Source organism: Boseongicola sp., from assembly GCF_057460485.1.
In genome coordinates this window covers 1-13,651 of the sequence record NZ_JBVCWP010000090.1, presented here as the reverse complement: position 1 = coordinate 13,651, position 13,651 = coordinate 1, and the positions used below count along the sequence as shown (strand labels likewise).

At 55.5% G+C, this 13,651-nt stretch carries 11 protein-coding genes and 1 pseudogene; 7 read left to right on the top strand and 5 right to left on the bottom strand.

The window, feature by feature from the left end:
- From AC221Y_RS11920 to AC221Y_RS11910, 3 genes are all read left to right on the top strand, one after another.
- Positions 1 to 1,097 (top strand): TSCPD domain-containing protein (locus AC221Y_RS11920; RefSeq protein WP_486707386.1); only part of this gene is annotated, 1,097 nt, incomplete at its 5' end.
- Positions 1,098 to 1,528: 431 nt separating this feature from the next.
- Positions 1,529 to 2,164 (top strand): hypothetical protein, encoded by a 636-nt coding sequence (locus AC221Y_RS11915; RefSeq protein WP_486707385.1) that lies wholly within the window; start codon positions 1,529 to 1,531, stop codon positions 2,162 to 2,164.
- A 92-nt stretch (positions 2,165 to 2,256) separates the two neighbouring features.
- Positions 2,257 to 3,384, top strand: a complete 1,128-nt coding sequence (locus AC221Y_RS11910; RefSeq protein WP_486707384.1) for an aminotransferase class V-fold PLP-dependent enzyme — start codon at positions 2,257 to 2,259, stop codon at positions 3,382 to 3,384.
- 431 nt (positions 3,385 to 3,815) lie between these two features.
- Here the strand turns inward: AC221Y_RS11910 and AC221Y_RS11905 are convergent, their stop codons facing one another.
- The 3 genes from AC221Y_RS11905 to AC221Y_RS11895 form a co-directional block, all read right to left on the bottom strand.
- Positions 3,816 to 4,727: a pirin family protein gene (locus tag AC221Y_RS11905; protein ID WP_486707383.1), complete on the bottom strand. Its 912-nt coding sequence runs from the start codon at positions 4,725 to 4,727 to the stop codon at positions 3,816 to 3,818.
- Between the two features lie 95 nt (positions 4,728 to 4,822).
- Positions 4,823 to 5,392, bottom strand: coding sequence for an acetolactate synthase small subunit (gene ilvN / locus AC221Y_RS11900; protein ID WP_299753116.1), 570 nt, complete (start codon positions 5,390 to 5,392; stop codon positions 4,823 to 4,825).
- 59 nt (positions 5,393 to 5,451) lie between these two features.
- Positions 5,452 to 7,212, bottom strand: coding sequence for an acetolactate synthase 3 large subunit (locus AC221Y_RS11895; RefSeq protein ID WP_486707382.1), 1,761 nt, complete (start codon positions 7,210 to 7,212; stop codon positions 5,452 to 5,454).
- 346 nt (positions 7,213 to 7,558) lie between these two features.
- Between AC221Y_RS11895 and AC221Y_RS11890 the strand changes: the two genes are divergently transcribed.
- Positions 7,559 to 8,410, top strand: a complete 852-nt coding sequence (locus tag AC221Y_RS11890; RefSeq protein ID WP_486707381.1) for a YihY/virulence factor BrkB family protein — start codon at positions 7,559 to 7,561, stop codon at positions 8,408 to 8,410.
- Here the strand turns inward: AC221Y_RS11890 and AC221Y_RS11885 are convergent.
- Positions 8,407 to 8,601, bottom strand: a pseudogene (locus tag AC221Y_RS11885) (response regulator transcription factor); the annotation flags it as partial. The gene AC221Y_RS11890 and the pseudogene AC221Y_RS11885 overlap by 4 nt on opposite strands.
- Before the next feature lie 33 nt (positions 8,602 to 8,634).
- Positions 8,635 to 9,162, bottom strand: coding sequence for a cache domain-containing protein (locus AC221Y_RS11880; protein WP_299755912.1), 528 nt, complete (start codon positions 9,160 to 9,162; stop codon positions 8,635 to 8,637).
- Between the two features lie 143 nt (positions 9,163 to 9,305).
- Between AC221Y_RS11880 and AC221Y_RS11875 the strand changes: the two genes are divergently transcribed.
- The 3 genes from AC221Y_RS11875 to AC221Y_RS11865 form a co-directional block, all read left to right on the top strand.
- Positions 9,306 to 10,391, top strand: coding sequence for a TRAP transporter substrate-binding protein (locus tag AC221Y_RS11875; RefSeq protein WP_299755915.1), 1,086 nt, complete (start codon positions 9,306 to 9,308; stop codon positions 10,389 to 10,391).
- Between the two features lie 89 nt (positions 10,392 to 10,480).
- Positions 10,481 to 11,374 carry a TRAP transporter small permease subunit gene (locus AC221Y_RS11870; protein ID WP_486707387.1) on the top strand — a complete coding sequence of 298 codons (894 nt, stop codon included), beginning with the start codon at positions 10,481 to 10,483 and terminating at the stop codon, positions 11,372 to 11,374.
- A gap of 11 nt (positions 11,375 to 11,385) precedes the next feature.
- Positions 11,386 to 13,651 (top strand): TRAP transporter large permease (locus AC221Y_RS11865; protein ID WP_486707380.1); only part of this gene is annotated, 2,266 nt, incomplete at its 3' end.

The window sequence follows — 13,651 nt, the reverse complement described above, 5'->3', positions numbered from 1 at the left end:
TTAAGGTCGATAGCCACATCACAATGATGGCCGCCGCCCAGTCGTTCATCTCCGGTGCGATCTCGAAGACGATCAACATGCCGAACGACGCCTCGATAGAGGACTGCAAAGCCGCCTACGAACTGTCTTGGTCCCTTGGCATCAAAGCCAACGCGCTTTACCGCGACGGCTCTAAACTGTCCCAGCCACTTGCCGCCGCCCTTGTCGAGGACGACGACGAAGCCGCTGAAATCTTCGAGACAGGCTCGACCCAGGAAAAAGCCGTCGTTCTGGCCGAGAAAATGGTCGAAAAGATCATCGTCAAAGAAATCGCTCGTGGTCGCGAGCGGTTGCCCGAGCGTCGCCGGGGCTACACCCAAAAGGCGGTAGTGGGCGGTCACAAAGTCTACCTGCGGACTGGCGAGTACCAGGACGGCAAAATCGGTGAGATTTTCATCGATATGCACAAAGAAGGCGCTGGCTTCCGTGCGATGATGAACAACTTCGCCATAGCGGTCTCGGTCGGCCTTCAGTACGGTGTGCCGCTTGACGAATTCGTTGATGCCTTCACGTTCACAAAGTTTGAGCCAGCCGGGATGGTGCAAGGCAATGATAGCATCAAGAACGCTACGTCGATCCTTGACTACATCTTCCGCGAACTTGCCGTCAGCTACCTCGACCGCACCGATCTTGCCCACGTCAAACCGCAGGGCGTCAGCTTTGACGACCTTGGTCGCGGCGAAGAGGAGGGCAAGCGCAACTTTGAGGAAGTAAACGGTTCACGCGGCGAGGATCCGGTCGATGTTCTGCGCAAGGTCGTCTCCACCGGTTACCTCAGAAATCGCGCGCCTCAGGGCCTGATGGTCGTGAAGGGCGGAGCAGGGGCCACGGCACTTAACTCCGCTGGTGACGCGGTCGCAACGCTTGAAACGCTTGTGCCTAACGTGAAAGCCGAAACCGCACTGAGCTTGGGAACCGTGTCGATGGACCCGCGCTCCAAGGCCAAAATGCAGGGCTATGAGGGCGATCCTTGCGGCGATTGCGGCAACTACACATTGGTGCGCAACGGCACCTGCATGAAGTGCAATACCTGCGGCGGAACGTCTGGGTGTAGCTGACGGAATATGGTGGGGCGGCGATAGCCTCACTTTAAACGGGCTGGGACCTGCGGATTGCGATGCAATCCGCGAGATCCACCCGACGGAACGCAAAAGCGTTTCATTGTACAAGGGGCGGGTGCGCTCGCCCTTGACGCGGGTCAGGCCGCAGGCAAAAAACGAGCGGTAAATATAGATTGAGCCTGACAAGCGAAACTGGGGGTCCTTCGGGGCCCCTTCTTCTTTATCGTCAAACAAGAATCGCGTCCTGCCAATGCGCTAAGCCACGCGGTTGCCAGGGTCTAAGTTACCCAAAGGTAAGCTTCTACAGCCAGGCGGCGAGCGTTTTTCTTTACACTTCCTTAATAATTGCCTCGTTTTGCCCGATTGTTGCCAAGTTAGGGTGTCCATTTGCACAAGGTGGCGAACGATTAGTACTGGAGTTCCGGAATATGAACGCACTTGCTGAAGACTTCTGGAATGCCAATACTGCGCGGACTGCGTCATCAAAACTACGCGTCTGGGAGTCGCACTGGGGATTTAACGTCTCCGAAAAGAAGAAACGCAAAAACGACCAAAGTATTCTGTCGGAACTTGCGATCAAGCTTGTGGGAATGATGATGATTCCGGCTGCCGGTATCGTGTTGTTTTTGCCAGGCATCCAAAGCCATTCAAGCGGCGTTGCGGTCGTGCAGGCCGCGATGCTTCTGGCTTTCCTTGCCGTCGGGTTTGGTTTGCACCGCTATGCAGACCGAGGTTTTCGCATGAAATTTCAGGTGGATAGCGCACGGAGCGAAATTCGCATCGGCACTCTGAACGCCAAAGACCGTTTTTGTGTGCGCACCATACTGAAGGTGGACGACATTGAAAGCGTCTTCATTGTGCGCTCGAAAGAGCCTAGCAAGCCTGGGCAATTGCGCGTGCGAATGAAAGCCGGCACGCAGACTGTTCCTCTCGCGGAAGGGTCTGAACATTCGCTCGTTCCAATTCTCGAGCGCATCATCCTCACGCTGCAACCCACCCGCGGGCGCAACCGTCGGGTCCGCACCAAAATGACCGGTCAGTTCATTCGCGCGTCTTTCGGGTAGTTTTTTCTTGAAATAACCTTCGCATTCGCGTCTTCCCAGAGGCGCGCTGGCGCGCTATCCCATTGTGACACGGACTTGCAGGGAGGCACGCCATGACACAGAATTCCGAAATTGACCCGCACGGCTTGATGGAGTTTTCGGTCGTTTTTACGGATCGGTCGCTTAATCATATGTCAAAGGCGTTTCAGGCGGTGATGAACGATATTTCATCAATGCTGAAAGAGGTTTACGCCGCGAAAGGCGTCGCCATTATCCCCGGTGGCGGAACCTACGGAATGGAAGCTGTCGCGCGGCAGTTCGCCACTGGCCGCAAAGCGCTGGTTATCAGAAATGGTTGGTTTTCCTACCGCTGGACGCAAATATTCGACACTGGAAACATTCCGACAAGCACCACCGTTATGAATGCGCGCCGCACCGGCAATCATCATCAGGCGCCTTTCGCGCCTGCGCCCATTGAAGACGTCACTCGCACTATTCTTGAAGAAAAACCTGATGTCGTGTTTGCCCCTCACGTCGAAACGTCCGCCGGGATCATTTTGCCCGATTCCTATATTCGCGCCGTGGCGGACGCGGTCCATTCTTACGGCGGGCTTTTCGTTCTCGATTGTATCGCCTCCGGCACAATCTGGGTCGACATGGAGGCCACAGGCGTAGATGTGTTGATCTCGGCGCCGCAAAAAGGCTGGAGCGCCTCTCCCGCCGCCGGTCTCGTCATGCTCAGCGATCATGCAATCGCACGAATGGTCGACACGCAAAGCACCAGTTTCGCTTGCGATCTTGGGAAATGGTACCAGATCATGCAGGCCTATGAAGGTGGGGGCCATGCGTATCACGCAACCATGCCGACCGATGCATTGGTCAAATTCCGCGACACGATGCTTGAAACCAAGCAGATCGGGTTCGACACGGTCAAAGCCCAACAACTTGAACTTGGATCGAAAGTCCGCGCGCTCTTGTCTGAGGCGGGCATCCAAAGCGTTGCGGCCTCCGGTTATGAGGCGCCCGGCGTTGTTGTGTCCTACACCGATGATCCTGATATTCAGAACGGCTCGAAATTCGCCGCGCAAGGCATGCAAATTGCTGCTGGCGTGCCGCTTCAGGTTGGCGAACCCGATGATTTTAGGACCTTCCGTCTTGGGCTGTTCGGCCTGGATAAACTGGCCGATGTGGACGGCGCTGTTGCAAAGGTTAAGGCTGCGCTGGACGCCGTGCAGGCCTAAGCGTGCGCGTCTACCGTCATCAGAAACCTTGCGAGGGGTCGGACATTGCTTGACTTCAGTCATGCTTGGAGGGCCCGGCCTTCACCCGACCTGTCGCTTGAACGCGATAATAGCTACTTACATAGGTGTTTTCCCGCGATTACTCCGTTTCCAAGGCGACGCGTCCGCACTTTGATATAAGAAATCGGCAAGCATAAAAGAAGCTGAACAGACGGCGTAAATTTCACGAGCCCAAAGGGCGCTGGGTCCATGGATCGCTCATTCAGAGCTGCGAAAGCGAACGGATCGTCGAGCCTGCGAACGCCCGCACGAATGAAATGCCGACGTTACACCGCGTAGCACCGACATCGAAAAAACGACGTTAACTCACAAAATAACAGACGCTTATAGCCAATCACTTCGGCCGACCGAAAAACAACTGCGCGCCTGGATCAATGCCGAGACTTAATGAAGGTCCCATTGTTAAGCTCTTTGATCGCCTGCATCAGCTCTGCCTGGGTGTTCATCACAATAGGCCCATGCCACGCCACCGGCTCCTGCAAAGGCCGCCCCGAAATCAGCAAGAACCGGATGCCTTCGTTCGCTGTGGTGACGCTGATCTCGTCGCCCGTATCAAACCGCACCAAGGTCCGGTTCCCTGACATGTCTCGGATGTTCAATTCCTCACCACGAAACTCTTTTTCCACTCTTACTCCAATAGGTTGCGAGGCGTCCCTAAAGCTTCCCGAGCCTGCAAAAACGTACGCAAACGCATTGGAATACGCATCCACCGGCAAAACTTTTCGCGTATTTGGAGGCACCGAGACATCCACAAACATCGGCTCGGCCGCAATGCCGTCAACCGGGCCCGTCTTTCCCCAGAACTTTCCAATAATGATCTTCACCCGCGTTCCGTCATCGTCAATTATCTCAGGGACATCTGAGCCTTGGATATCCTGATAGCGTGGTTCAGTCATCTTCACCGCACCGGGCAAATTCGCCCAAAGCTGAAATCCGTGCATTCGCCCCGAAACGTCACCCTTCGGCATCTCTTGGTGTAAAATCCCGGACCCAGCCGTCATCCACTGCACGGATCCACGCCGAAGAAGCCCGCGATTGCCAAGGCTATCACCATGCTCAACTTTTCCTTCCAGCACATAGGTAATCGTCTCGATCCCCCGGTGCGGATGCCAGGGAAATCCCTTGCTATAAAGGGCCGGATCATCGTTGCGGAAATCATCCAGCAACAAAAATGGATCGCTTTCATCGGGGTCGCCGAAACCAAAAACGCGGTGCAAATGAACGCCCGCACCCTCAATAGTTGGCTGCGCTGTCGAAGTCGATTTTACTGGGCGAAAGGTCATGGCAAAGCTCCGTTAAGCATGTCCATTCATATAACGCAAACGCGCGACAGAGAAACCGTCGCGCGCGCACAAAGCCTGTTAGAAAAGCGGGACCCCTACTTGGAAGCGTCGCCGCGCGACAAAGCTGCAACGCCGGTCCGCGCGACTTCGAGCAATCCCAATGGGCGCATCAGTTCCGCAAAAGCATCAATCTTTTCCGGCGTTCCGGTTATCTCAAACACGAAGCTCTCCAGTGTGGAATCAACGACATTTACTCTGAATATATCCGCTAAACGCAGCGCCTCAACGCGCTTGTCACCGGTGCCGGCAACCTTGAACAAACCCAATTCGCGCTCGACGCTTGGCCCTTCAACGGTCAGGTCATGCACCTCATGAACCGGGACAATCCGCCCCAGCTGAGCCTTGATTTGTTCGATCACCGACGGTGTACCGGTTGTCACAATTGTGATCCGGCTGCGATGCCCTGTGTGGTCGATCTCGGCAACTGTGAGACTTTCGATGTTGTAGCCACGTCCAGAAAACAACCCGACCACGCGCGCCAGAACGCCCGCTTCGTTGTCGACGACAACTGCAAGCGTGTGACGCTCAATTTCTTCAGCGTGCGGGTCGCGAAGGTCATAGGCCGAATGACTTGAAGACCCTTTTTTGATTTTAAGTGGAGACATGGTCTCTCTTCATCCTTTCCAAAAAACCTCGTGGTGATCGTCGCGAAGGGCAGGGCCCCTCACACCATCACCGCGCCCTTGGTGCCGATGGCATCTTTCGTCGATGCATCGCCGAGAAGCATCTTATTGTGCGGTTCACCCGACGGGATCATCGGATAGCAGTTCTCGTGTTTTGCAACCAAACAGTCAAAAATCACCGGACCTTCGTGGTTCAGCATTTCCATGATCGCGTCGTCCAACTCTGTTGGATCCGAACACAAAATTCCCTTTGCACCAAAAGCTTCCGCCAACTTCACAAAGTCAGGCAGGGACTCGGACCAGCTCTCGGAATAGCGCTCACCATGCAGCAACTCTTGCCACTGACGCACCATGCCAAGTCGCTCGTTGTTCAAAATGAACTGCTTCACCGGCAGGCGATATTGCATGGCGGTGCCCATCTCCTGCATGTTCATCAACCACGAAGCTTCGCCGGCCACGTTGATCACCAAAGCATCGGGGTGCGCCATCTGCACACCGATTGAGGCCGGAAAACCGTATCCCATCGTACCAAGGCCACCGGATGTCATCCAACGGTTCGGGTCATCAAAGTTCAGGTATTGCGCTGCCCACATCTGGTGCTGGCCGACTTCGGTGCAGATATAACGAGACGGATGATCCTTGGTCAAAGCCTCCAGCCGCGCCAAAGCATATTGCGGCTTGATCACAGGACCTTCTTGCTTGAACGCCAGACAATCGACCGCGCGCCATTCTTCGATCTGGCGCCACCACCGTTTCACAGAGGCGTTATCGGTTTTTCGGCCGCGCGATTTCCAAAGTCTTAACATATCTTCGAGAACATGGCCTACGTCGCCAATGATCGGCAGCTCCACTCGGATGATCTTGTTGATTGACGACGGATCAATATCCACATGGGCCTTTATGGACCCCGGTGAAAAATCCTGAACCCGACCGGTGATCCGGTCGTCAAACCGCGCGCCGATGTTGATCATCAGATCGCAGTCATGCATCGCAAGGTTCGCTTCATACAGCCCATGCATGCCCAGCATCCCGAGCCATTTGTCACCGCTTGCAGGGTAGGCGCCCAGCCCCATCAGGGTCGATGTGATCGGAAACCCGGTCGCTTCCACCAACTCGCGCAACAAAGTGCTGGCAGCAGGTCCCGAATTGATCACGCCGCCGCCTGTGTAAAATAATGGTCGTTTCGCGGTTTCCATCAATTCCACCAAAGCAGTGATCGTCTCGATATCGCCCTTAACCTGTGGCTGATAATGGGACACTTTTGCGGATTTTGGTGCCACATAGGTGCCGTTTGCAAACTGCACATCCTTCGGGATGTCCACCAAAACTGGCCCAGGACGCCCCTTCATCGCAACGTGAAACGCCTGATGAATAGTGTCCGCCAATTTGTCCGTCTCTCTTACCAGCCAGTTGTGCTTGGTGCAGGGGCGCGTGATGCCCACGGTGTCCGCTTCCTGAAAGGCGTCGTTGCCGATCATAAATGTCGGCACCTGACCTGTCAGAACAACGATCGGAATTGAGTCCATCAACGCATCCGTCAGACCCGTGACTGCGTTCGTCGCGCCAGGCCCCGACGTCACCAGACAAACCCCCGGCTTGCCAGTTGAGCGCGCATAGCCCTCGGCGGCATGAACCGCCCCTTGTTCATGGCGCGCAAGAACATGACGGATCTGGTTTTGCTGGAAAATTTCGTCATAAATCGGAAGCACAGCACCGCCTGGGTAGCCAAAGACCACCTCAACGCCCTGATCCTTCAAGGCCTGCACTACCATTCTTGCACCAGTCATCTGCGTCTTGCTCATCGCGCCATTCTCCATCCGTCGCGCAAAAAAAAGCCCCCGATTTTCGGAGGCGCATGGGATACCAATATGGTGTCCGTTACCGGCCCATGCGCCATTTTCCTACGAGGACTACAATCGGGGACATTGCCCGTTCTCCTAATCTCAGTGAACGCGACCCTAGGCAGCGGTCCAAAGCGCGTCAACCGTCAAATTTGCATTTCTTGCGTTTGAGAGGGCTTCAACGAAACTATTCGCGATTTCATACGGTGCCGTAGCATTGTCGCTTTCCGTGCGCGCTCCATAAGCTATTCTCAGTCTCATGTCAGATACCACTCCAACAAAAGCCCCTAGAGCCCGGATAACTGGGATGTCCCTAAGAGGCTGGGGGGCAGTGATATGGCACGTCGCGCGGCGGATTGGCCAGGATCAACTTGGGTTGGTTGCAGCGGGTGTCGCCTTTTATGCCCTTCTCGCAGTCTTTCCGGCAATCGCTGCCCTGACCGCCCTTGCCGGGCTTTTCACCGAGGCCGAAGCCGTTGTCGTCCAGCTTCAATCGTTCACGCAATTCCTGCCAGATGAGGCAGCACTCATTCTATTGAACCAAGCCAACAAAGTCGCGGGCTCGTCTGACAGGGGTCTTTCGCTTGCGCTTTTCCTGGGTGTCGGTTTTTCGATCTACTTATCGACGCGCGCCACCACAAGTCTGATCTACGGCCTGAACATCGCGTTCAAAGAAAAAGAGAGCAGGGGGTTCGTTCTGTTCTGGGTTACCGTCATCTTATTGACAGCAACGCTTCTGTTTGGCGCGGTCACGCTTGCGCTTCTCCTTGTTGGCCTGCCAACGGCTCTGGCGTTCATTCCTGTGGATGTCGGCACAGAACAGATTCTTATAGCCTCACGTTGGATCCTCGTTGCCGTCGTGGTGATCGCGGGAGTGTCGATCCTGTATCGTTGGGGCCCCGCGCGCGGGTCTGCACATTGGCGATGGCTGACGCCCGGGACGGTGGTTTCAAGCCTCTTTTGGTTCCTTGGGACCATCGGGTTCACCATTTATGTGGCGAATTTCGGCAACTACAACCAAACCTTCGGCAGTCTTGGTGGCGTCATCATTCTGCTGACATGGCTTTGGCTGTCGGCCTTCATCGTGCTTCTGGGCGCGCTTCTTGATGCTGAAGTGAATGCGCAACTCAAGGTGTCGGAAGCGGAAACACTCCCCTAACGCTGTCCGGTCCCCTGCAGAACTCCGTGCTCCATTGCGTATCGCGTTAACCCGGCTGTCGAGCTGATCCCAAGCTTGCGTTTGATTTTCTTGCGGTGTGTCTCGACCGTGCGGATCGAAATATTCAGTTTCTCGGCCAGTTCGCGGTTCGACTTGCCCTGCGCCAATTGTAAAAGCACCGTCTGCTCGCGTGTTCACCAAAAGCCCGGCGACGAAAACAAGCATCAATGCTGCCGCGGTAATCGCGCCAATATAGATAAAGGTGCGCTTGATACGCTGCTCAACACCCGCACGCGAGTGGCGACCGTCGCGCGGATATCAACAATGAAGATGCCGGTCCCAAGCGCCCACTGCCAATTCTGAAGGCCGATCACATCGGTACCCATCTCGGCCTGTTCACCGGTCGTCGGTTTGAACCACAGATGGCTGTGATACTCGCCGCCCCAGCGTGCCTGGCGAATGAACTCCGAGGTGATCGACACATCGTTGATGTCACGAAGCCCGATCCAGTTTTGGTTGATCGGCTGCGTCTGGCGCGGCACCACAAGGTTCCGCCCGTCATAGTCGACCACAAAGAAATGGCCGTCTTGACCATAGATCATCGCGGCCAGCGTCTGCATCACTTCGCGTTTGGCGTCTTCATCACCGGGCGAGGCATTGCCGTAAGTCGCTCCGATCGCTGTCCGCGCGATCGAGAATAATTGCGAATCTCTTCTTGCGACAAGCCAAAAACGGTGGCGGTTTGTCCTCAAACCGACCGCTAATCGTCCAACTTGGTCAAAATATCACCGGAACTGGGTATTTTACTTTCAAAGAGGCAGGTCTAATGTCGATGATACTGTAAAGTTCCGTCTGCCCGCTGGGTGGACTATTTCTCATGGGAGGAGATAACCACATGGATCGTCGTTCATTTCTAAAGAACACGGCTCTCGGCGGCACTGCCGCCGCTGCGACAACAGCCCTTGCCGCTCCGGCATACGCACAGGGCAAGCGCACACTGACACTTGTCACCACATGGGGCCGCGGCCTTGCTGGTGTGCACGATGCGGCACAGCGCACTGCTGACTCGATCACTGCCATGTCTGACGGCATGCTCACAGTTGACTTGAAAGCTGCTGGCGAACTCGTCGGTGCGTTTGAAGTCTTTGACGCTGTGACCTCTGGTCAGGCCGATATGTATCATGGTGCAGATTACTACTTCGTCAACCAGCATCCTGGCTATGCTTTCTTCACTGCTGTTCCGTTCGGCATGACCGCACAGGAACTGGTAAACTGGTATTACCACGATGGCGGCATGGAACTCCACGACGAGCTTGGTTCGATCTTCGGTCTGAAGTCGTTCCTCTCTGGCAACACTGGCGCACAGGCGGGCGGTTGGTTCTCCAAAGAGATCACCAGTCCAGAAGACTTCCAGGGTCTTAAGTTCCGCATGCCAGGTCTTGGCGGCGCAGCTCTTGGTAAAATGGGTGCGTCTGTTCAGAACCTTCCGGGTGCTGAAGTGTACCAGGCCCTTGCTTCTGGCGCCATCGACGGCACTGAGTGGATCGGCCCATGGGCTGACGAAAAAGCCGGTTTCCAGGAGATCACAAAGATCTACTATACCGCTGGTTTCCACGAGCCGGGCGCGGGTCTGTCGCTTGCAACGAACCGCGATGTCTTCGACAGCCTGTCACCAGCGCACCAGAAGATCATCGAGATCGCTGCGGGTGAATCGCACCAGTGGAACCTTGCACAGTTCCTCTCCAACAATGGTGCAGCACTTCAGCGTCTCCAGTCCGGCGGCGTAACAGTGCGCGAATTCCCGGACTCGGTTTGGGATGCGATGGGTGTCGCGTCCCGCGCCGTTATCGATGAGAACATGGGCGACGAGCTGTTCAAGAAAATCCACGACAGCGCAATGACTTCGATGAAGTCGTCGTCGGGTTGGCTGACACGGTCCGAGGGTGTGTATCGCACCCAGCGTGACCGCATTCTTGGCTAGTCGCTGACAAGTGACATTGGAGGGCCCTTGCATTGGGCCCTCTGATCTACTTTCCTACCTTCAATAATAACGAACCGGGGGACGGTGCCGTGGTCGAAGGTATCATCTGGTTTTTCCAGAATATCGCACTGGCGTTCTACAACTTTTCATACGCATTGACCCATCCCGGATTATGGTTGGACTGGTCCGATAAAGAAGCGCTCATGCGTTTCATTTATTACGGGGGCTCTGTCGAGTTTTTCTTTGTCATTTTCACCGCCTTCCTGGTTTTTACCGGTATCGGCATGTGGAAAAACCACCTGATGTGGGGCGCCGTGCGCATCATGGAAGGCATCGCCAACGGGGTGGGGCGTATCTTTGCGTGGGCCGGGCTTTTGATGGTGCTGCAACAGATCATCATCATATTCATGCAGCGCGTGTTCGCGGCCTCTGAGATATCGATCGGCTTTGGCAAAGCCCTGACCTTCGACGTCAGCTGGTGGGCTGAAGAGCTTAAGTTTTACAATGCCTTGGTCGTCACTCTTTGCGTGACTTATACCTTCGTGCAAGGCGGCCATGTCCGCGTTGACCTAGTTTATTCCGCCGTAAAGTTCCGCACCAAACGTGCCATCGACATGTTTGGCTCGCTGTTCTTTATGATGCCCGTGGCAATCATCACATGGATGTACGGTTGGTACTTCCTGTGGCGCCATCTCGTCGTGCCAAACCCGTCGGCTTCGGACTCGCTTGAGCGTCTTTTGCAAAAGTCGCGCGCCTTGCGCTGGAACGTCGAGACCATCGGCTTTAGCCCAAACGGCTTCAACGGATACTTTCTCTTTAAGGTGCTTTTGCTCGCCTATGCTGGCCTCGTGTTCCTGCAAGCCATCGCGTTTTTCTACCGCTCGTATCTTGAGTGGAAAGAAGGCGAAGCAAGCGAAGGCAAATACCTCGACAAAGACGAGCTTGGCGATGAAGACGCCGAACTTGCCGCGAATATTCATTAAGGGGCCGATAGATGTTTCTTGGACTAGACGGCGTCGAGATCGGCCTTCTGATCGTGTTTCTTTGCCTCTTCGGCGGCATTCTATCGGGCTTCCCAGTGGCCTTCGCTATCGGTGGCTCTGCGATCATTTCGTTCGGGATCATCGCGGGTCTCGACAGCGCCGGCCTGCTTATCCATCAGGCTATCGATACGGGATCGTCGGACTACGCAGATCTGATTGCTGAAGGTGTAAGAACCGATGCGATATCCGTCTTCCGATACCCGGACCTAGAACGCATAGGCGAGCCTGTGTTCCCGCAAGGCTGGGAAGTCGCTCTGGACCGCAACCTATCCTTCGTTGTGAACCGAATGAACGAACGCGTGCTGGCGGGGCAATCCATTGAAACGCTTCTTGCGGTTTTGATGTTCGTTTTGATGGGCATCACGCTTGAGCGATCAAAGATCGCCAACGATCTTCTTTTGACAATGGCGCGTGTCTTCGGCCCCCTTCCGGGCGGCTTGGCAGTATCCATTGTTGTTGTGGGCGCATTCCTTGCAGCCTCGACCGGGATCGTCGGTGCGACCGTGGTGACGATGGGCCTTCTGGCCTTGCCGACGATGCTTCGCAATAACTACTCGCCGGAACTGGCGACAGGGGTTATCGCGGCGTCCGGAACGCTTGGGCAAATCATTCCGCCGTCCATTGTGATTGTGCTTCTGGGCACCTTGGCCGGGGACCTCTATTCTGCGGCGCAAGAAGAACGCGCGCAGCTGGCGGGATGCTCGGACGCACTCACTTACCTTGGCGAGCCTGCCGTTGTTTCGGTTGGCACACTCTTTCAGGCGGCCCTTTTGCCGGGAATCATGTTAGCCGTTCTCTACGCGCTTTACGCCTTCGGATTTGCGCTGCTGAACCCATCGAAAGCACCTGCGGTTGAGCTTGGCACCACCAACAGCGAAGTCATCACGCGCGGCGAAAGCCTGACGTGGTTTCTTGGCGTGCCAGCGGCCTTGATCGGCGGTTTGATCCTGTTGTCATCGGCAGGGATCATCGGCAATCAGAACGTGGCCGTCGACAGCTTCTCGCAAGCAGGCCAAACAGCGAGCCTCAGAACCAACGTGACGCCTGAATGCCAGGCTTCGATGATTGACCTGCACGGGCAGGAAACCTGGGACGCTGCCATCTCCGAACAACAGGCCATCGATGCGGCGGGCGGTGTGGTGCAAGCAGTTCAGCTTACCGATGAGCAGCGCGTTGAGCAGCTTGCAATTAACATCGAAGACGCCGCTCCAATTGGAACAGGCATCGCGATCGGTCTTGTGTTGCTGGCGCTGATCCTGACGACAGCACGCGGAATCTCTCCGTCATCAGACCCGCGTCCTCTTTGGATCGGTCTTGGAGCGTTGGTCCTCGGGCTCTTAGTAGATGCGCTCTTTATCTCGCCGATCTCCTCTCCGGGTCTGACCGTGGTCATGCTGGCGCTGCCACTGATCGTGGCGTTCTGGGCTTGCCGTTATGGCTTCGAGCTTTTGACGCAAAACGAACTTTTACGCGTTGTTTTCCCGCCACTTATTCTGATCGTGGCGGTGCTTGGCTCGATCCTTGGCGGTATTACCAATCCGACACCAGCGGCCGCCCTTGGGGCAGGTGGAGCGATTATGCTGGCCGCTTACCGCAAGCTGCGCGATGAAGGAAAGTCAGGCAAAATCATCATCATGTCGACCTTCGCTGTGATCATCATGATCCTTGTCGGTGTGAATTTTGACCTTCGCATCACCCAATCCGTGGTTGGCTTTGAAAATTGGGTGGCCTTTATCGTGGCCAAGGGCGCCTATCTTTATGCGCTGTTTGGCCTGTTGTTTGGTTGCTGGACCCTGTTCCGCTCGGGCGTTCTAAGCCCCGTTGTGCGCGAAACCGCAAAAGTGACTTCGATGGTCTTCACCATCCTGATCGGCTCGCAACTTTTGAACCTTGTGGTGATCTCCTTTGGTGGCGAGCATTACATCCAGCAATTCCTCAGAAGCTTCGACAACGAGATCAGGGTCTTCCTGATGGTGATGTTGGTGTTGTTTGTCCTTGGCTTCGTGCTCGACTTCCTCGAAATCATCTACATCGTCGTGCCCATCGTCGGTCCAGTTATTTATGGCGGTACCTTCGATCCGAAATGGGTGACGATCATGATCGCAGTCAACCTTCAGACATCGTTCCTGACCCCGCCCTTTGGCTTCGCGCTCTTTTATTTGCGCGGGGTGGCACCGGCCGAGGTCACGACGCAGCACATCTATCGAGGGGTCATCC

Coding starts and splice junctions, on each gene's coding strand:
- AC221Y_RS11915 (WP_486707385.1), top strand. CDS start 1,529: ATGAACGCACTTGCTGAAGACTTCTGGAATGCCAATACTGCGCGGACT.
- AC221Y_RS11910 (WP_486707384.1), top strand. CDS start 2,257: ATGACACAGAATTCCGAAATTGACCCGCACGGCTTGATGGAGTTTTCG.
- AC221Y_RS11905 (WP_486707383.1), bottom strand. CDS start 4,727: ATGACCTTTCGCCCAGTAAAATCGACTTCGACAGCGCAGCCAACTATT.
- ilvN (WP_299753116.1), bottom strand. CDS start 5,392: ATGTCTCCACTTAAAATCAAAAAAGGGTCTTCAAGTCATTCGGCCTAT.
- AC221Y_RS11895 (WP_486707382.1), bottom strand. CDS start 7,212: ATGAGCAAGACGCAGATGACTGGTGCAAGAATGGTAGTGCAGGCCTTG.
- AC221Y_RS11890 (WP_486707381.1), top strand. CDS start 7,559: ATGTCCCTAAGAGGCTGGGGGGCAGTGATATGGCACGTCGCGCGGCGG.
- AC221Y_RS11875 (WP_299755915.1), top strand. CDS start 9,306: ATGGATCGTCGTTCATTTCTAAAGAACACGGCTCTCGGCGGCACTGCC.